The sequence below is a fragment of the Flavobacterium xizangense genome (assembly GCF_054075145.1).
This window is the reverse complement of sequence record NZ_JBSIPG010000001.1, coordinates 688162-707846: the sequence shown is the minus strand read 5'-3', so window position 1 is coordinate 707846 and position 19685 is coordinate 688162. Positions and strand designations below refer to the sequence as shown.

Annotated in this window: 13 protein-coding genes; 6 read left to right on the top strand and 7 right to left on the bottom strand. The window is 34.6% G+C overall.

Annotation, left to right across the window (positions count from 1 at the left end):
• Positions 1-42 precede the first annotated feature (42 nt).
• The 5 genes from ACWA1B_RS02985 to ACWA1B_RS02965 form a co-directional block, all read right to left on the bottom strand.
• Positions 43-990, bottom strand: coding sequence for a glycoside hydrolase family 43 protein (locus ACWA1B_RS02985; RefSeq protein ID WP_456904404.1), 948 nt, complete (start codon positions 988-990; stop codon positions 43-45).
• A gap of 176 nt (positions 991-1166) precedes the next feature.
• Positions 1167-2792: an arabinan endo-1,5-alpha-L-arabinosidase gene (locus ACWA1B_RS02980; protein ID WP_456904403.1), complete on the bottom strand. Its 1626-nt coding sequence runs from the start codon at positions 2790-2792 to the stop codon at positions 1167-1169.
• An 11-nt stretch (positions 2793-2803) separates the two neighbouring features.
• Entirely contained in the window at positions 2804-4351 is a 1548-nt protein-coding gene (locus ACWA1B_RS02975) for an alpha-N-arabinofuranosidase (RefSeq protein WP_456904402.1), read from the bottom strand.
• Positions 4352-4478: 127 nt separating this feature from the next.
• Positions 4479-6041: a RagB/SusD family nutrient uptake outer membrane protein gene (locus ACWA1B_RS02970; protein WP_456904401.1), complete on the bottom strand. Its 1563-nt coding sequence runs from the start codon at positions 6039-6041 to the stop codon at positions 4479-4481.
• A 30-nt stretch (positions 6042-6071) separates the two neighbouring features.
• Positions 6072-9116, bottom strand: coding sequence for a SusC/RagA family TonB-linked outer membrane protein (locus ACWA1B_RS02965; RefSeq protein WP_456904400.1), 3045 nt, complete (start codon positions 9114-9116; stop codon positions 6072-6074).
• Between the two features lie 556 nt (positions 9117-9672).
• Between ACWA1B_RS02965 and ACWA1B_RS02960 the strand changes: the two genes are divergently transcribed.
• Positions 9673-10362 (top strand): NUDIX hydrolase, encoded by a 690-nt coding sequence (locus ACWA1B_RS02960; protein ID WP_035646480.1) that lies wholly within the window; start codon positions 9673-9675, stop codon positions 10360-10362.
• Positions 10363-10590: 228 nt separating this feature from the next.
• Here the strand turns inward: ACWA1B_RS02960 and fsa are convergent, their stop codons facing one another.
• On the bottom strand, positions 10591-11247 hold the full coding sequence (fsa, locus tag ACWA1B_RS02955; RefSeq protein WP_035646483.1) for a fructose-6-phosphate aldolase: 657 nt from the start codon (positions 11245-11247) through the stop codon (positions 10591-10593).
• A gap of 459 nt (positions 11248-11706) precedes the next feature.
• On the bottom strand, positions 11707-12705 hold the full coding sequence (locus ACWA1B_RS02950) for a GntR family transcriptional regulator (protein WP_456904399.1): 999 nt from the start codon (positions 12703-12705) through the stop codon (positions 11707-11709).
• A 102-nt stretch (positions 12706-12807) separates the two neighbouring features.
• Here ACWA1B_RS02950 and ACWA1B_RS02945 point away from each other — a divergent pair, with 102 nt between their 5' ends.
• The 5 genes from ACWA1B_RS02945 to ACWA1B_RS02925 are packed head-to-tail and all read left to right on the top strand — an operon-like array spanning position 12808 to position 19492.
• Positions 12808-13860, top strand: a complete 1053-nt coding sequence (locus ACWA1B_RS02945) for an aldose epimerase family protein (RefSeq protein WP_456904398.1) — start codon at positions 12808-12810, stop codon at positions 13858-13860.
• Between the two features lie 5 nt (positions 13861-13865).
• Positions 13866-14906 (top strand): glycoside hydrolase family 53 protein, encoded by a 1041-nt coding sequence (locus ACWA1B_RS02940; protein ID WP_456904397.1) that lies wholly within the window; start codon positions 13866-13868, stop codon positions 14904-14906.
• Positions 14907-14916: 10 nt separating this feature from the next.
• Entirely contained in the window at positions 14917-17265 is a 2349-nt protein-coding gene (locus ACWA1B_RS02935; RefSeq protein ID WP_456904396.1) for a glycoside hydrolase family 2 protein, read from the top strand.
• Positions 17265-18425 carry a galactokinase gene (gene galK / locus ACWA1B_RS02930; RefSeq protein ID WP_456904395.1) on the top strand — a complete coding sequence of 387 codons (1161 nt, stop codon included), beginning with the start codon at positions 17265-17267 and terminating at the stop codon, positions 18423-18425. The genes ACWA1B_RS02935 and galK overlap by 1 nt, the downstream gene beginning before the upstream one ends.
• A gap of 17 nt (positions 18426-18442) precedes the next feature.
• Positions 18443-19492 carry a UDP-glucose--hexose-1-phosphate uridylyltransferase gene (locus ACWA1B_RS02925; protein WP_456904394.1) on the top strand — a complete coding sequence of 350 codons (1050 nt, stop codon included), beginning with the start codon at positions 18443-18445 and terminating at the stop codon, positions 19490-19492.
• Positions 19493-19685: the final 193 nt, after the last annotated feature.

The following is a 19685-nucleotide window of genomic DNA, read 5'->3' as shown; positions in this document are numbered from 1 at the left end:
TAATTGTTAAAATGTTTGTGTTTTTTCTCAATCTTTTCCTGATTATTCTGTAATTCCTTCAGACGTCATAACTACTCTTTTCATTGTTCCGTCTTTGTTATAAAATAATTTGTCTACGCAAACTGATCTTCTGAAACTTCCTCCGTGCGGAATTGACGCTCCATTGTGATAAATAAAATACGACTGTCCTTTAAAATCAATTATCGATTGATGATTCGTATTACTGTTTCCTGCCAATTCATTCAAAATTCCTTTGAATTCCCACGGACCACTTATTGATTTGCTCATGGCGTAGGCAATTTTTTCTGGAAATTCGTATGCGTATGACAAATAATACCAGTCCTTATGTTTGTGAATCCACGGTGCTTCTGTGTAATTTGGAAGTTTTATATGATGAATTTCTCCATCTATCTCCGTCATGTTTTCTTTTAATTTTGCATAATGACAGGCAGTATTTCCCCAAAACAAATAGGCTTGTCCATCGATATCGATATAAACCGTCGGATCGATATCGTCCCAGCTTATATCGGTATATTTGGTCATGTCATTTGTAATTAAGGCTTTTCCTATAGCATCTTTAAAAGGTCCGATTGGACTATCTGAAACTGCAACACCAATTGCTTTTCCGTGAACTGAACCATGTTCAACTGTTACAAACCAATAAAATTTCCCGTTTCTTTCAATTACTTGCGAAGCCCACGCATCACTTTTTGCCCATTTAAAATCGGTTACTTTTAAGGGAACTGGATGCGATTCCCATTTTTTCATATCTGAAGAAGAATACACCACCCATTCATTCATCTTATAAAAATTAAAATCGTTTGGCGCTTCATCATGACCGGCATATAAATACACTTTGTCTTTGTAAACCAATGCCGCAGGATCACCTGTATATTGATCTTTTATAATTGGATTATTGAATTTTACCGATTGTGCAGTTCCTGTTATCGATAAAAACAAAATGGAAAGGCTTGTAAATAGGTTCTTCATTATGATTTTGTTTTTACCACGAATTGCACAAATTTTCTCAAATTTTAATTTGTTGGAATTTGTACAATTCGTGACTTATTTTTTCTCTCGCAGATTGAGCAAATTTTTATTTTAGAATTTTAAAAATTGAAATTTTCTAATTTTCTAATTTTCTAATTTTCTAATTTTCTAATTTTCTAATTAATCTTTTTACCCCAAACAGGCAATCCGGCTGCTGTATATCCAGAATAACTCAAGGTTACTTTTCTGGTTGCTAATTCCCAATCCCAAGAATCAGAAACGTTGCATTTTACTCCATTAACAGTCAATACCTTTTTAGTGCTGTCATACGACCAAGTTCCTGTTGCGTCGCCACTCACTTTTTTATCGGCAGTCAAATAAATTGTTCCTGCTTTTTGCATGGTTTTGTATTGGTAATTCATTGTAATCTGTTCCCAAGTTCCCACGAAATTTGCATCGGTAATTGTTGTTGCCGGAACTCCTGCATAACGCTCCGCTTCAACAACTGGCCAGCCATCTTCAGTCCATTGAATGGCGCGAACATGTCCCATCATTACTGCATTTGAAACTGCAATTCCGGCAACACCTTCAGGCAAACGCGCCTGAGAAGCATAATACCATTGCTTCGTATCTGGATTTTGAAAAACGGCGCAATGCGAAAATCCAACCCAGCCCGTATGATTTTTAAATTGGTATGGATGTGTTACCATTGGATAACATTCTGCTCCGGTTGTAATACTGCTTCCGCTGATAGTTAAATACGGGCCTAAAATATTTTTTGAACGAGCCACGCGAGTATTGTATGCCACCGATAATTCGTCATAAGCCAAAAACAAATAGTAATATTGTGTATCTGGATTATAAATAATTTCAGGGCCTTCAAGTGCTTGCCAACGATTTGTGCTTACATTTCCACGCCCTGCAATTCGTACTCCGTAATCATCAATGGTTTTTAATTTAGCTGGTTTTCCTGTCGCTGGATCTAATTTTAAAGCTGCAATTCCAGAATGCCATGAACCGTAAATTAAATACTGATCGCCTTCTGGAGTCTGAATAAAACTTGGATCGATGGCGTTGAATTTAAAATAAGCATCCCAATCGTTTCCACCATTTCTAACGTAACTTTTTACGCCATCTGGCTCAGAACAAACAACCATTCCTTTATCTGTCCAATTATTTGAAGCCAAATCATCTGTTTCGGCTAAACCAATAAAAGCGCGTTCTGACCACGATGTATTGGTATCTGTTCCTGTAATTGGATTCGTTACGACAATGCTGTAATACATTCTGAATTTATTTCCCACTTTTCGAACACAAGGTGCCCAATATCCATAACTCGGATTTGTGATTGGAGGAAGAGCCGGATTCATTCTTGCTCTTTTATTGTTCAAAGAATCTTTTACCCAAGCTGGAGCCTGAGCCATGGAAGACCCCATAAATTCCCAATTGATTAAGTCTTTTGATCTTCTGTAGAAAAAATGTCCGTTGCCTTCGTGTGCATTTCCGTATGAAGCATCCGTTTGGTACATATAATAATATTCTCCAGATTTTTCTACAGACGGGTCGTGCACGTTGGCCAAATTCCATTGCGATCTGTTTCCCCAACTTGAAATTGAAGTATAATTATCTGCATAAGTTGGTCCCGGAAAAGTCGGCGTAACCACTGGTGGATCGACCACAACCGGCGGATCTGGCGTTAATGGTGTTTCAGGACTGTCGCTCGAACAGCCAAACACCAATAACGCGCCTAAAAACAATCCGATGCACGGCACTATTTTTAGAATGGAATATGATTTTTTCATGTTTTATCTTTTTATTTTCCTTCTAAAACAACAACTGAGAAAGGAGGAATTGTGATTTCAAGTTTTCCTTTTTTGTTTTCGAAACCTTTAAAAACTGTTGGAACAATTTTGTTTGGTGTATCGAAAGAATTGTAATCTTGTAATTTAGCCGATGTTAAAACTATACCTGTGAAATTTTTTACGCCAAGTTCATTTACATCAATCTCTATTTTGTTTTTGTTTTTTGCATCAACGTTTACCAATGAAATGTGAACTGCTCCATTTTTATCTTTTGAAGCCGAAGCTGATACTGCTGGAAGTGTTTCTCCGTTAAATGTATAATTTGGAGAAGTAAAACTTACCGGCAATAATTTTGCGTCTTGATGCACGCTGTACATTTTCATTACATGGTACGTTGGCGTTGTAATCATTTTTGCTTTGTCTGTTAAGATTACAGCTTGCAAAACATTTACACATTGCGCTAAGTTTGCCATTTTAACTCTGTCAGCATGGTTGTTGAAAATATTCAATGTTGAACCAGCTAAAACTGCGTCACGCATTGTATTTTGCTGATATAAAAACCCTGGATTTGTTCCTTTTTCAACTTCATACCAGCCTCCCCATTCGTCAACCATCATGGCTACTTTTTTCTGCGGGTCGTATTTATCCATTATGGCTGAATGCTTTGTAACAAGTTCTTCCATTTTTAAAGCCGATTTCATGGTTTTGAAATAGCCTTCTTCAGTAAAATCTCTGTCATCTCCTTTTTTAGCCCATTCAATTACAGCATAATGATGCACTCCAAGGCCACCTAACATATTTGTTGGAATGTTTTTCATTAAAACTTCTGTCCAATTATAATCATCACCGTTTGAACCTGACGCGATGCGAGTCAATCCTCCTGTGTTTTCCCAATCCGACATGAATGTTGCAAATTTTCTGTATTCTCCAGCATAATATTCGGCAGTCATATTTCCTCCGCATCCCCAAGCTTCATTTCCAATTCCCCAGAATTTAACTTTCCAAGGTTCTTTTCTTCCATTTTTTACACGCAAATCACTCATAGGACTTTTACCTCCGAAATTGGTGTACTGAACCCAATCCGCTAATTCCTGAACGGTTCCGCTTCCAACATTTCCTGACAAATAAGGTTCAGCTCCAAGAAGTTCACACATGTTTAGGAAATCGTGAGTTCCAAAACTATTGTCTTCTGTTACACCACCCCACCATTTGTTTACAATAGTCGGTCTCTGTTCTTTTGGTCCAATTCCGTCTTTCCAATGGTAAGTATCGGCAAAACATCCGCCGGGCCATCTTAAATTCGGAATTTTCAACTCTTTTAAAGCAGCAATAATGTCATTTCTAACTCCATTTGTATTTGGTATTTTTGAAGTATCTCCAACAAAAAATCCGCCGTAAATACAGCGTCCTAAGTGTTCTGCAAAATGCCCGTAAATGTTTTTGTTGATTACCGGAGCATCTGTATTATTTTTTATGGTAACAACTGTGGTTTGATTTTGGGCAAAACTTACCTGATTACAAAGGGTAATAAGAAAGGTAATTAAAAGTGCTTTTTTCATAATGTTTTAAATTTATAATATCATGTGAAGATTTAAAACCTCCACATGATATTAGGTATTCTAACTAATTCAAATAATATTTAGTCGTAGTTTTCAGTCTCCGTGGAAACTGTGACTGAAAACTTTTTTAATAACTATCATTTTGTTTTGTTCCCGGATTGTTATCCATTTCTAACTGCGGAATTGGGAAATATTCTCTTCCTGGCGCATATGAATTGAACTCTGCATCTCTCGATTTTAACCAAGCCAATTTTGTAGCATCCTGAAGCCAGCCCCAACGACGGATATCGTCAAAACGGTGTCCTTCAAGAGGGAATTCTAAGAATCTTTCGTGTCCAATCTGATCTCTCATTTGAGCCTGATTCATTCCTGGTTTTGTTGTCGCTAAATCGGGCAAGTTCACTCTGTTTCTTACCATTTGAATATAAGTATAAGCTCCAGGTGTATCTCCCGTTTCGTTCAAACATTCTGCGTACATTAATAAAATATCAGCATATCGTAACAAACGCTCGTTGATACCAGAACGCCAGTCGTACTCATCAGCAAACTGACCATCTGAATTTTGATATTTTCTGCAGAAGATATCATTTAAATCGGCTGGACTCGTTGCGTAAAAAGTCGCAAAATCTTTACCGTATAATTGCATTCCACCTGGTTTATTATAAAAAATAGTAGCGTCTAAACGAGGATCTACAGTATTTGTTTTTGTTTTTTCCTGCTGATATTCATTAAATAATGTCCATGAAGGCTGAACGTCTGTCCATCCAAAAGCTCTTGGTGCATAGGTAATTGCACGAGCAGATGTTTTTCCCCAGCCAGAAGCCGGCGCACCACCCCAACCTAAATCAACTCCTCCTGCATCTCTGCTGAACTGCACTTCAAAAAGAGATTCAGAATTGTTTTCATTAGTAGTAGTAAAGTTATCACGATAGTTAGAAACTAATGAGTAAACTCCTAAATCAATCACTTGTTTGAAAGTTGTTTTTGCGTTTGCAAAATCTTTAGTAAACAAATAAGCTTTTCCTAAATAGCCTAAAGCCGCTCCTTTTGTAGCGCGTCCTTTTTGACCTTTATCAATTCCTGTAATTCCATCGTATGATGTTGGAAGCAATTCAGCAGCCGCTTTAAAATCAGCAATTACCTGCGCCCATCCTTCGGCTTCTGTTTTTTGTGGCGTATACAATTTAATTTCTGTTGGAATTGGTACATTTTTAAACATGTTTACTGCATGAAACAAATACAATCCTCTTAAAAAATAAGCTTGTCCTAAAATTCTGTTTTTAAGTGCAGCATCTTCAAATTGTATTTCTGGAACATTGGTTAAAACTTGATTGGCACGGTAAATTCCTTGATAATACGTTTCAAAAGCCCAGCCATAAATTGCAGGATCTGTAGGATTTGAGTTGAAACGACCAACGTTATACATTGCACCCCAAGGGCTGTTACTTCGAGTATCATCTCCTTTTAAATCTAAAAGCAAAGGAGTACTTCTCATGTAAGTTCCATCAGTAAGCAAACTTCCATAAGCGGCGTTTACTCCCTCAATAGCATCTTGATCTGTTTTCCAAAATGAACCTGCAGTCTCAACGTTTGGATCTACTTGATTCAAGTCTTCATTATCAACGCAACTTGTGGTAACAAGTGCCAATGAAAAGAAAACTGTTATATAGTTAAATACTTTATATTTCATTTTAATTCGTTTTTAATTGGTTAGGCTAGTTTAAAAAGTTACTTCAACACCCAAAGAAATTGTTCTTGGATTTGGGAATGATCCAGCATCATATCCTCTAGAAAATAATCCGTCATTGTAATTAAAATCTGGATCGTAACCTTTGTATTTGCTAATGATCCATAAGTTTTGACCATTCACATACACTTTTGCTCTTTGAATAAACAAATCTTTTGGCAACGGAAGCTCGTATCCAATTTCCATTGTCTGTAATTTGATATAATCACCGCTTTCAATAAATCGGTCAGAATCTCTCGCGTTTCCGTTTGGATCTCCAATAATTGGACGAGGAACATTTGTATTTGTATTTGTTGGTGTCCAATAGTTCAATGCATCAACACTATGATTTCCATATTGTTCTGTCATTAAATTACGATACAATCCGTTGAATACTTTGTTTCCTCCTGAGCCTTGCCAGAACATTGAGAAATCCCAATTTTTATAATTTGCACCAAAATTGATTCCGTAGCTGTATTTAGGAATTGAAACTCCCATAAACTTTCTGTCGGCATCTGTGATTTGGCCGTCACCATTTAAATCAGCGAATTTAAGATCCCCTACACCTGCATTAGTCTGAGTTGGCGATGAAGCTAAATCAGCTGCATTTTGGAAAATTCCAGCCACTTGATACGTATAAAGTTCACCAATTGATCTTCCCACTTCTGTTTTTGAAGCCGCTCCGTAAATTGGATTTCCGTCAAGACCAATTTGTAAAACCTCATTTTTCAAGGTTCCTAAGTTTGCCGAAATATTGTACTTAAATTCGTGGTGATTGTTGTTGTACGTTGCTGTAAACTCAAAACCACTGTTTTTTACTGCTCCTGCATTTGTTGTAATACTTGCTGGGAATGCTCCAGTTGAATAAGGCAACGGAACTCCGATTAATAAATCAGTTGATTTTTTCTGATAATATTCAGCAGTAATCTGCAAATCATTGTCTAAGAATCCAAGTTCAACAGCAACGTTTGAAGTAGCTGTTTTTTCCCAGTGAACATTTGGGTCAATAGCACTTACAACTGTAGTTCCAGGCGCTAATGTATTATTGAAATCATATCCTGCAAAAGCATTGATTGTTGGCGAATATGCATAAACTCCAAGTGTGTTGTTTCCTAATTCTCCATAACCTCCTCTGAATTTGATCGTATTAAACCAATCTGGTAAATGGATGAATTTCTCGTTGCTTAATTTCCAAGCTCCAGAAAAAGAGTAGAAATTTGCTGTATTATTGTCTTCACTAAAAAGAGACGTTTTGTCTTGTCTGAAGTTTCCTGTGATGAAATAACGATCATCATAAGAATAATTCAAACGGCTTAAGTAAGAGATATTTGTAAGTGTATTTTTGTATTCACCTGCGCTTGTAGCATCAGCGTATTGAATTTGGCTGATTTCTCCTGGCGTATAGCCAACACCTCTTGACCAATGTCTGTAATAATCGTTTCTTTCTTGAATCCATCCTGCTAAAGCGTCGATTTTGTGTTTGTTCAAAGTGATTTCGTAAGTCAATAAGTTGTTTACGAAAGTTCTTTGCTGATTTCCGTTGTCAACATCTAAAGAAGCCTCATCATTTGTGGTAATATAATACCATCCTAAATCACTTGGCGGAATGAATTTTCTATTTTGAAAATCCAATCTGTCATAACTTAAATCTAATTTATATTTTAAGCCTTTGATGATTTCCAATTCTCCCCAAAGATCCCCAATAAAACGGCTTCTTTGTCCATTATTCGTAATCAGATTATTGTAACCGATAACGTTCATGGAGATTGCTCGCTGTGTTAAGTTGTCTGTTCCACCATAACCTCCAAGTCTGTTTGCATCATAAACAGGCATTGTTGGCACTGCACCTAATAAATCAACAATCGCAGATTGTCCACCATTGTATTCATTAAAGTTTTCTTTACCTGATTTTGTATATCCAATTTTTGAACCGTATTTGAATTTTCCTTTTTTACCATATAAATTCAAATTCATAGAATATCTTTCGTAATCTTGAGGCGAATTCAAATAACTTGTATTTTTGAAATAATCTGTATTTAAGTTGTAGCCCAACGTTTCAGCTCCTCCGCTAAAAGTAAGCGAGTGATTTTGAACAAGACCTGTCTTAAAAGCTTCTTTTTGCCAATTTGTATCTACATTTTTAATATACGAAGGACTATTTGGATCATTTCCTGGTGCAATTCCTAATCCAGCATTTTGTTCAGCAGCCGAAGTGATTTTTTGATACCCTACACGATCCGTTACATCCCATGTTTTAGCTACATTCTGAAAACCTACAAGCGATTTGTATTTAATGTCCAGTTTGCCTGACTTTCCTTTTTTAGTCGTAATAATTACAACTCCATTTGCTCCCTGAACTCCATAAATAGCGGCTGCAGATGCATCTTTTAAAACCTGCATAGATTCGATATCTCCTGGTGCAAAGTCATTCGGGTTTGATACGATCATTCCGTCAATAACAAAAAGAGGGTTGTTATTTGTAAACGAGTTGATACCTCTAATCTTAACATTTACAAATCCTCCAGGCTCCCCTGATGATTGTACAGTTACACCCGCAACTTGTCCCTGAAGCATTTTTGCAGGATCATACGTTACGGTTTTCTTAGCCGCTTCCATATCAACTACACCAATTGAACCGGTAAGATCGGCTTTCTTTTGTGTACCGTAACCTACCACTACTACTTCATTAAGTTTATTTGTGTCTTCTCCTAAGGCTAGGTCAATTTTTGATTGATTTCCTACTGTGATTTCTTGGTTCTGAAATCCTATAAATGAAAAAACTAAAACATCGTTTGGTGATGCTTTAATCGAATACTCTCCATCAAAACCCGTTGTTGTAACGGTTTTGGTTCCTTTTATCATAATATTTACACCCGGCAATGGTAATTTGTCCTGAGCCGAAGTAACAACTCCGCTAATCGCTTTGCCTTGAGCCGACATTTGATTAGCAGAGAATAATAGCATCATGAATGCTAAAAGCCATTCTTTTTTTGGCAACAAAAAGTTGCAATAAAAAAATAATCGTTGGTTTGTTATCATAAGGTTTAATTAAGTTGGTTAGTGTATAATTATAAGTGTTAATTTTACATTTGTAAATTTAACTAAAAAAAAACCTCATAAACAAATTAATATGACAAAAAAACAGCTGAAAAAAAATACATATCACAAATTAAGTGTAAAATACACATTAATAAATTGATGTTTTTTTCAAAAAAAAGACCTTTTTAAAGAGTTATTTGTGTAAAATTTACACTTTTTATCAAAAAGCCAGTTTTTAATCAAAAAAACGAGTTCTAAAAAAAAATTATAAATAGGCTGTTTTAGAATAATTTGCGGTTTAAAAAATATTTTATTTGTAAAAAAAATCTTGTTTATGAAGTTTAATTTTCGGCAAGAATTGCTTCGAATATTAAAAAAACAGCTTATTTTTGTTCCGAAAACGTTTGAAAATGATAAAACAAGCTTCTATTTGCTGATTTATTATGATTTGTTTTAACTTCTTTTTTGATAATTTTTGCTTTTAAGTGTAAAATCTACATTAATAAATTATGAAACGTATTAGGAAGTTTATATATTTACCACAAAATATAGATTTATGCTAAACAGTTATAGCTCTGCTGATAAAGCGTTATTAGCGGTAGATTGTATCATTTTTGGATTCGACAATCAGGGTTTAAAAATACTTTTGATCAAAAGAGACTTTGAGCCAGAAAAGGGCAAATGGTCTTTGATTGGGGGGTTTTTAAAACGTGATGAAGTACTGGATAATGCCGCGACAAGAATTTTAAATACATACACAGGTTTAAACGACATTTATATGGAGCAGCTTTATGCCTACTCTGAAATTGATCGTGATCCTGTTGAAAGAACCATTTCGGTTTCCTATTATGCTTTGATTAATATCGAAAATCATAATGCTGAACTGATCAAAAATTATCACGCACAATGGTTTAGTATTACCGATGCTCCAAATCTGATTTTTGACCACAATGAAATGGTGGAACACGCCATCAGAAGACTTCGTTACAGAACTTCCATAAAACCAATCGGATTCGAATTGCTTCCGGAGAAATTCACAATGCGTCAGTTATTAGAATTGTATGAAGCTATTTTGAGTAAAGAATTAGACAAACGAAACTTTATAAGCAAAATCAATTCTTTAGAAATCCTGAATAAATTAGACGAAAAAGATATGGGGTCTTCTAGAAAAGGTTCTTACTTGTACACTTTCAACAAAGAAAAATATGAAGAAAAATTACTTAATGATTTTGTGCTGAACTTGTAAGCTATTAGCCCGCAGATCGAACGGATTAAACGGATTTACACAGATTTATTTTTTATATTTCTTAAAAAAACAAAACCCTGAAAGCCACAATTTTTCAGGGTTTTTACTTAAATAAAACTACTTATTAAAAAACTAACTAATTACATTATTAGTTTTGCCATAGATTCTTTTTATTAAATAAAATCTGCGCAAATCCGTTTAATCCGTTCAATCAGTGGACTGTAAAAATTAGCTATTCCCTTTTTGATAATCTGCTAAAAATTGTGCTAGACCAATATCCGTTAACGGATGTTTCAATAAACCTTCAATTGCGCTTAATGGCCCCGTAATAACATCTGACCCAATTTTTGCACAATTAATAATGTGCATTACATTACGAACTGACGCTGCCAAAATTTGAGTTTCATATCCAAAATTGTCATAAATAAGTCTAATTTCTTCTATAAGATTCATTCCGTCAGTCGAAACATCATCCAAACGCCCGATAAAAGGAGACACATAAGTTGCTCCAGCTTTTGCAGCCAATAATGCCTGGCCAGATGAAAACACTAAAGTGCAATTCGTTCTGATTCCTTTGTTGGCAAAATATCGGATCGCCTTTACACCGTCTTTTATCATCGGAATTTTCACTACAATCTGCGGATGCAACGCCGCTAATTTTTCGCCTTCGGCAATCATTCCTTCAAAATCAGTCGAAATTACTTCGGCACTTACATCGCCTTCTACCAATTCACAAATTTTTATATAATGATCTAAAATATTCTGCGCTCCTGTAATTCCTTCTTTTGCCATTAATGACGGATTTGTAGTTACTCCATCTAAAACCCCTAAATCGTTGGCTTCTTTAATATCTTTTAAATTTGCTGTATCTATAAAAAATTTCATTTGTCTTTTTTTTGATTGGTTATAATGTTTTCTGTGCCGTTATTTTTAATAGAAAATCCGGAATTTCAAATAAAAAAATGGCCTTAAAATGTTTCTTTTTACAGAATTTCGAAAGAAAATCATTCTGTCAAAACGAAATAAATAATAAGTGTAAAATTTACATTTACAAATGTATGCAAAATAATTCCACAAAAACAAAAAAATTGTTTCCTTATTTTTTTAATTAAAAAGATGCTGATTTATCAAGTAAAAAGAAAATTACTTGTGATATAAATTGAATTTAAACACATAGAAACATAGGTTTTTTCCTTTTGACTCAAAGAATAAAAAAAAGAAACTAGTTTCTTTACACATAGCCAAGAAGTATTTCTATGTTTGTTTATGCAAGTGAAACGCCTTTTTTAAGAAAACAAAAGCTATGTTTCTATGTGTTAAAACAAAAACACGCAGTGATAAATATTACAAAGAATTTCGCATGATCAAAGAAGATTTGTTTTCGATTTGTTTGTTTTTTCCTTTTAAAACCATTTCTGCCAAAATTTCTCCCATTGTTTCAAAATGAGTCGAAATTGTAGTAATTCCGTTTGCGACTATTTTTTTCAATCGTGTTTCATTATAAGAAATAATGCCAAAATCACTCCCTAATCTCAAATTCTGATTTCTTGCATTTTCAATTACATGAACCAATTCACGATCAGTCGGGATAATATAAACATCGCCAACAGCAATTTTTCGGTCTGTAAATTCGCTTATGATTTCGTATACAAAATCATATTCGGAACAAAAAGCCTCAAACCCTATTTTCATACCGAGCGGTTCTCTGAATCCTGGGAAAATTAAAATAAGTTTTTTGTAATTTTTCAATCTTGCTTTTGCATTATACAAACCTTCAAAAATATCTTTTTCGTGATTTTGATAAATCGCCGGATAGGCTTTCAAATCGGGATTGGTTTGATCCAGTATGATAACTTCGTTTACTGGTAGGGTTTTTATCGAAGCCGCAGTATCGAGCAAATTTGTTGGCATAATAATATATTTTGTGTAATTGCCATTGCTGTCGTTAATGAGCTTTTGAAAAACCTGAATATTGAAATGATGGAAGAAAATATCAACCTGAACATTTTTCCCGATATTTTTTAAAAACGAATTATAAATGTCTTCTTTAAAAATATTCAATTCATCAAAAAGTAAAAAAACCTTTTGTTTTATAGTGGTTTCAACGCTTTTAACATAATAACCTTTGCCCGGAATGGCATAAATAATTCCTCTTTTTTTTAAGTCATCATAAGCCAATAAAACAGTATCGCGTGATAATGAAAAACCAAGGCAAACCTTGTTTACGGATGGAAGCCTGTCTCCTTTTACTAATTTTTCCTCATCAATCGCTTTTTCAATTGAAAGAATTATCTGCTTATATTTTGGCAAACCAATGTTATTCTGAATTGAAATAATATTCATAGAAATTGAAATTTTGGTGCAATATACAAAAAACTGGTAGGTACTGGTATGTAAACGTTTAAAATGTTTCTATTTTTGAATTTCACTTTTGTTAAAAATAGCATGGAAATAAAACATATATCGCATTTTAAAGATGCTTCTGCTTTCAAATCGTTTGGTTTAACGCTTGATAGCGAAGAAATTCTTTCTTTTGAATTGTCAAATAAAAACGGAATGAAAGTGCAGTTAATCAATTACGGCGCAACTGTTACTTCGCTGCAAATTCCTGTTGATGGAAAACTGGTTGATGTGGTTTTGGGTTTTGATACATTAGAGTCTTATATCGCTTCGTACAACTTGCCGAGTGCGCCTTATTTTGGTACAACTGTCGGTCGTTATGCGGGAAGAATCAATAAAGGTGTTTTCACATTAAATGGAAAAACATTTCAATTGGCAGGAAATAATAACGGAAATGCTTTGCATGGCGGAAATGTCGGTTTTGGAAAAAAAGCATGGAATGTAACTGATATAACTTCTGGTGAAAATCCTTCGATTACTTTTAGTCTTTTAAGTGAAAATTTGGACCAAAATTATCCTGGTGCTTTACACGTTGATTTAAAATATACGTTGACAGAAGCAAACGAACTACAGTTGGAATATAAAGCAACAACTACTGAAGATACGGTTATTAATTTGACGCATCACAGTTATTTTAATTTGAATGGTCATGATTCTACTGTTTTGGATCAGGAAATGACTATTGTTTCGGATCAATTTTTAGAAACAAATTCGGAAAATATTCCAACTGGCAAATTCACAACTGTTTCTGGTCATGATTTTGATTTCAGAACAGGAAAAAACTGTCCGGCATCTATTGACAATTCATTTGTAATTGAACCTTCAAATGATGTTGTGGCGACATTATACAGTCCGAAAACAAAATTAAAAATGAGTGTTTACACCGATCAGCCAAGTGTACATATATATGTAGGCGGAAATTGTTTTGACACTTTGAAAGGAAAAGAAAATTCAAATTATCATCCGTCAAGCGGAATTTGTTTTGAAACGCAAAATTTTCCCGATGCACCAAATCACGAACATTTCCCGAATTCAATTTTGAAAAAAGGAGAAGAATATCATCAAAAAACAATTTACAAATTTGAACATGTAATTTAAGATTTATGAAGAAGATCAAATTATTATTAAGCCTTATTGCTGTTGCTGTTTTCGCTTCGTGCACAACAACAAAAGACAGCAAGGAAATAAAACCTCAAGTAAATGGTTTTGCAAAAGGCGCCGATGTTGGCTGGTTGCCGCAGATGGAAGCAACTGGTTATAAATTTTATGATACCGATGGAAAAGAAAAAGACTGTCTGCAATTATTAAAAGACAGAGGAATCAACACGATCCGTTTGCGTGTTTGGGTAAACCCGAATAATGACAAAGCAAGCGGACATTGCAGTCCCGAAGAAACTGTTTTGATGGCGGTACGTGCCCAAAAGATGGGTATGCGCATTATGATCGATTTTCATTACAGCGATTCCTGGGCAGATCCTGGCAAACAAAATAAACCTGCAGCTTGGGCAAAACATTCATTTGCTGAACTTTTGAATGATGTTTACACTCACACTTTCGATGTATTGACTTTATTAAAAAAAGCCGGCGTAACTCCAGAATGGGTTCAGGTTGGAAATGAAATTCCGGGTGGAATGCTTTGGCCGGAAGGAAGTTCAGACAATTTTGGACAATTGGCACAATTACTTAATAAAGGTTATGATGCGACAAAAGCAATCGATTCAAAAATAAAAGTGGTCGTGCATCTAGACGAAGGAAACAAGAGCGAAAAATTCAGATGGTTTTTTGACAAAGCCACTGCAAACAATGTAAAATACGATGTAATTGGAATGTCCTATTATCCATACTGGATTAAAACCGATTACAAAAGCACCATTCTAGATTTAGAAAATAATTTAAAAGATATGGCTTCGCGATACAATAAAGAAGTTATGGTTGTTGAAGTTGGCGGTGATTATACTTTGGTACAAAACACCAAGGAAATGCTTGAAGCTACTATAAAAGCGGTTAAAAGTGTTCCAAACAACAAAGGTTTAGGTGTAATTTATTGGGAACCTGAAGGCGAAAAAAGCTGGAGCGGTTATCAATTAAGCGCTTGGCTTTCTGACGGAAAACCTTCACCGGCTTTAGATGCTTTCAAAAATTAAATTTTACAAAATGAATACCTTTTCAAAAAATATATTTTTCCTTTTATCATTTCTGCTTACTTTTTCTTTCGGAAAAATTCAGGCGCAATCCCGTACAAAAGTAAACTTTGGTGCTGATTGGGAATTTAAAAGAGAGGAAACTCCAGCTCAGGATTGGGAAAAAGTAACGATTCCGCATACTGCTCGATTAGAGAAACTAGTTGTAATAAAACAATTTCAGGGAACCTCTTGGTATCAGAAAAAATTCAAAACTGCAATTTCAAAAGATCAAAAAGCCTTTATTTATTTTGAAGGTGTGATGCAGGAAGCAGATGTTTGGATTAATGATAAAAAAGTAACGAATCATAAAGGCGGTTATTTGCCTTTTACGGTTGATGTTACGCCATATTTGAATGCCAATAATGAAAACACAATTAAAGTAAAAGTCAACAACGAAGACAATCCGGATTTTTTACCTGGGAAACCAATTAAAGATTTAGACTTTAATTACTATGGTGGCATTTACAGAAATGTTTATTTCATTACGGCTTCAAAATTGCATATTACCGATGCTGTAAATGCTAATAAAGTGGCGAGCGGAGGTCTTTATGTGAATTTTAAAAACATCAATAAAAATGAAGCTTCGGGAACTGTTCAGGTGCATTTGCAAAATGATTTTGAAGCAGAACAAAAAGCATTTTTAAAATTTATTTTAACGGATAATAAAGGCAAAAAAAACGAAATCAAATCGGATATTTTTTCGGTTAAACCGAATGCTGATTTTGTCTTGACGCAAAATATTTCGGTTGCAACTCCAAAATTATGGTCGATTCATAATCCGAATTTATACAAATTAGAAGTTCAGATTATTTCGAACAATAAAGTTGTGGATTCTTATTCAGAAAAAATCGGAATCAGAAAATCAGAAATAAAAGCCGATGGTTATTATTTGAATGACGAAAAAATCTACATCACCGGAACAAACGAACATCAAGAATATCCGTATTTAGGTTATGCCATTTCTGATGAAGCGCAATATCGTGATGCGGTAAAAATTAAAAATGCAGGCTTTGATTTTGTACGTATGTCACATTATCCGCACGCCGAAGCTTTCTTAAATGCCTGCGACGAATTGGGAATTTTAGTCATGAACAGCTTGACTGGATGGCAGTTTTTTGGCGGAGAGCAATTTCAAAAAAGCGCTTATCAGGATATTCGTGATATGGCAAGAAGAGACCGAAATCATCCGAGTATTATTTTCTGGGAAGCTTCATTAAACGAAACCAATATGTCGCCAGAATTTATGAAAGAAGCGACAAAAACCTTAAAAGAAGAATTGCCTTTTGATCATAATTATAGTGCAAGCTGGATCGACAACGACAATTACGACATCTTTATTCCGGCACGTCAGCATGCAAAAGCGCCAGATTATTGGACAAAATACAACAAAGGAAACCGTAAAATCTTCATTGCAGAATATGGCGATTGGGAATATTACGCACAAAACGCAGGTTTCAACCAAACGGAATTTGCCAACTTAAAAGAAGAAGAAAGAACTTCACGTCAATTAAGAAGCGCTGGTGAAAAACGTTTATTACAACAAGCGTACAATTTTCAGGAAGCATCAAACTCTAACCGAAAAGGAGCATCAACAATTGGAGAAGCAAACTGGGTTATGTTTGATTACAACCGAGGTTACAGCCCAGATTTAGAAAGTTCTGGAATCAGTGATATTTTCAGAATTCCGAAGTTCGCTTACTATTTTTATCAAAGTCAGCGCGATGCTAATGTGGTTTTGGATAAAAAATTACTCTCTGGACCAATAGTCAATATTGCCAATTTCTGGACGCCGGAATCGCCATTAAATGTTACCGTTTACAGCAATTGTGATGAAGTGGCTTTGTATGTAAATGACATTTTAATTTCTAAGGAAAAACCAACTTTAAATAACAACAGCGACAAACTGGAACATGCTCCGTTCATTTTTAAAGTGAGCGCATTTCAAGCGGGAACTTTGCGTGCTGAAGGATTTATCAAAGGAAAAAAAGTGGCTTCAAATAGTGTTAAAACTCCTGAAAAAGCTTCGAAAATTGAATTAAGTTATGATCTTTCTTCAGTAAAAATCAATCCGGAATTTCCAGATATGATTTTTGTTTATGCCAAAATTACTGATGAAAACGGAACAGTAATTCCAACAGCAACGAACGAAGTTACTTTTGCTTTAAGCGAAGGAAATGCAGAAATCATTGGTCAAAATCCTATTCAGGCTGAAGCCGGAATTGCAACGATTATTCTGAAAACAAAAGACCTGAAAAAGAAAATTGCCCTAAAAGCAACATCAAATAAATTACAAGAAAATACTATTACAATTACTAAATAATGAATGAGATTTTAATTCAAAACACCACAGCATTTTTTGAGAAAACTTTCGGGTCTGCTCCTCAAAAAATTGTACTTTCTCCAGGAAGAATCAACATTATTGGAGAACATATTGATTATAACGACGGCTACGTTTTGCCAGCCGCAATTGACAAAGTAATTTGTTTTGCTTTTGAGAAAAACAACACTCAAAAATCTAAAATAATCGCCATCGATTTAAATGAAGAATTTGAAATCGATTTGACTCAAAAAATCGAATTAAACGATGCCGTATGGACCAATTATATTCGTGGCGTTATCAAACAACTTCAGGATAACGGATTTTCTTTTGAAGGTTTCAATTGTGTTTTCAGTAGTAATATTCCGGTTGGATCTGGATTATCGTCTTCGGCAGCTTTAGAGTGCGGAATGATTTTCGGTATAGCAGCACTTTTCGACTTAAAAATTGAAAAGAAAGATATAGCATTATTAGGACAAAAAGCAGAACACTGGGTTGGAATCAACTGCGGAATTATGGATCAGTTTTCAAGCGTTCACGGTCTTGACAACAAAGTAATTAAATTAGACTGCAACACATTGGAATTTGAATATCACAATGCTGATTTCAAAGATTATTCTTTGATTTTAATGGATAGCAACGTGAAACATTCTCTTTTTACTTCAGAATATAATACAAGAAGAATCGAGTGCGAGCAAGGTTTAGCGATTATAAAAAATCATTTTCCTGAAGTAAAAACTTTTAGAGATTGTAAAGAAGAACAGCTTTTAAGCATTAAGGATAAATTTGATCCAACTGTTTTTAAAAGAGTGCATTTTGTTGTAAAAGAAATCAACCGAGTAATCAAAGCATGTGAGGCGCTTGACAAAGGAAATATAGAACTTTTAGGACAATTGCTTTTTGAAACGCATTACGGTTTATCTCAAGAATATGCAGTAAGCTGCGAAGAATTGGATATGCTTGTAGATACTGCAAAAGCTGATGATGCGGTAATTGGTTCTCGTTTAATGGGTGGCGGTTTTGGTGGCTGTACGATAAATTTAATTAAAAAAGGATATGAAAATGAGATAAAACGTAAGTTTTCAAATCTTTATTTAGATACATTTGGAATTGAATTAAAATTCTATGATGTAAAAATATCAAACGGAACACAACTACTTTAATACCACAACACATTACAATGAAAAATTTTGACATTAACGAAGATCCTCACAGACGTTTTAACCCTTTAATTAACGAGTGGGTTTTAGTTTCACCTCATCGCGCAAAACGTCCTTGGCAAGGGCAAAACGAGACTATCGCTACTGAAGCTTTGCCAAAGTATGATCCAACTTGTTACTTATGCCCTGGAAATGTTCGTGCCAACGGAATGAACAATCCGAAATATGAAAGCAGTTTTGTTTTCGAAAATGATTTTGCTGCCATGAAACAGGATGAAATTATTTTTGAAGAAGATATCAAACATACTTTCTTTAAAGCAAAACCGGAACAAGGAATTTCAAGAGTAGTTTGTTTTTCGCCAAGACACGATCTGACTTTGCCAGAAATGGAAGTTGATGGAATTGAGAATATCATCAGAACATGGCAAAAAGAATATACTGATTTAGGAAGTATTAAATATATCAACCACGTTCAGATTTTTGAAAATAAAGGAAGTGTAATGGGTTGTAGCAATCCGCATCCGCACGGACAAATTTGGGCGCAATCCTCTTTGCCAACGCAAGTTGAAAAAACGCAAAACAGTTTAAAATCTTATTTCGATAAAAACAACAGAACGCTTCTTGAAGATTATCTTCAGGCAGAATTAAAATCAGGAGAACGTATCGTAATCGAAAACGATCATTTTGTGGCTTTAGTCCCGTTTTGGGCAATCTGGCCTTATGAAACCATGATTTTAAGCAAAAGAACTTTTGGAAAAATCACTGATTTTACTTCAGAAGAAACCACTGCCTTTGCTAAAATCTTAAAACAGCTTACAATTAAATACGATAATTTATTCAGTACTTCTTTCCCCTATTCCTCTGGAATTCATCAAGCGCCAACAGATGGGCTAAAACATCCTGAATGGCATTTCCATATGCATTTTTACCCACCATTATTGAGATCAGCAACGGTTAAAAAATTCATGGTTGGTTATGAAATGATGGGAGAATCACAAAGAGACATAACTCCTGAAAGAAGTGCCGAAATTTTAAGACAGCAATCTGATGTACACTATAAAAGTCTTTAAAAACAGACTTGAAAATGTGCTAAAATCAAAGCTGTTTTAAAATTTAACATAATAAATCGATTATAAATGTAAAAAACACATTTGTAAATGGTGTAGATATGGAATTTTATTATACTTTTGGCTTTCGTTCTTATTTTCATAAAAAAATAACAGAATAAAAACAGATATCTTAGTTTTAACAAGATAAACCAAC

What these genes read in the sequence shown, in the direction of transcription:
- ACWA1B_RS02970 (WP_456904401.1), bottom strand. Translation starts at nt 6,041, where the DNA reads ATGAAATATAAAGTATTTAACTATATAACAGTTTTCTTTTCATTGGCA.
- ACWA1B_RS02945 (WP_456904398.1), top strand. Translation starts at nt 12,808, where the DNA reads ATGGAAATAAAACATATATCGCATTTTAAAGATGCTTCTGCTTTCAAA.
- fsa (WP_035646483.1), bottom strand. Translation starts at nt 11,247, where the DNA reads ATGAAATTTTTTATAGATACAGCAAATTTAAAAGATATTAAAGAAGCC.
- ACWA1B_RS02950 (WP_456904399.1), bottom strand. Translation starts at nt 12,705, where the DNA reads ATGAATATTATTTCAATTCAGAATAACATTGGTTTGCCAAAATATAAG.
- ACWA1B_RS02980 (WP_456904403.1), bottom strand. Translation starts at nt 2,792, where the DNA reads ATGAAAAAATCATATTCCATTCTAAAAATAGTGCCGTGCATCGGATTG.
- ACWA1B_RS02975 (WP_456904402.1), bottom strand. Translation starts at nt 4,351, where the DNA reads ATGAAAAAAGCACTTTTAATTACCTTTCTTATTACCCTTTGTAATCAG.
- ACWA1B_RS02965 (WP_456904400.1), bottom strand. Translation starts at nt 9,116, where the DNA reads ATGATAACAAACCAACGATTATTTTTTTATTGCAACTTTTTGTTGCCA.
- ACWA1B_RS02935 (WP_456904396.1), top strand. Translation starts at nt 14,917, where the DNA reads ATGAATACCTTTTCAAAAAATATATTTTTCCTTTTATCATTTCTGCTT.
- galK (WP_456904395.1), top strand. Translation starts at nt 17,265, where the DNA reads ATGAATGAGATTTTAATTCAAAACACCACAGCATTTTTTGAGAAAACT.
- ACWA1B_RS02925 (WP_456904394.1), top strand. Translation starts at nt 18,443, where the DNA reads ATGAAAAATTTTGACATTAACGAAGATCCTCACAGACGTTTTAACCCT.
- ACWA1B_RS02985 (WP_456904404.1), bottom strand. Translation starts at nt 990, where the DNA reads ATGAAGAACCTATTTACAAGCCTTTCCATTTTGTTTTTATCGATAACA.
- ACWA1B_RS02940 (WP_456904397.1), top strand. Translation starts at nt 13,866, where the DNA reads ATGAAGAAGATCAAATTATTATTAAGCCTTATTGCTGTTGCTGTTTTC.
- ACWA1B_RS02960 (WP_035646480.1), top strand. Translation starts at nt 9,673, where the DNA reads ATGCTAAACAGTTATAGCTCTGCTGATAAAGCGTTATTAGCGGTAGAT.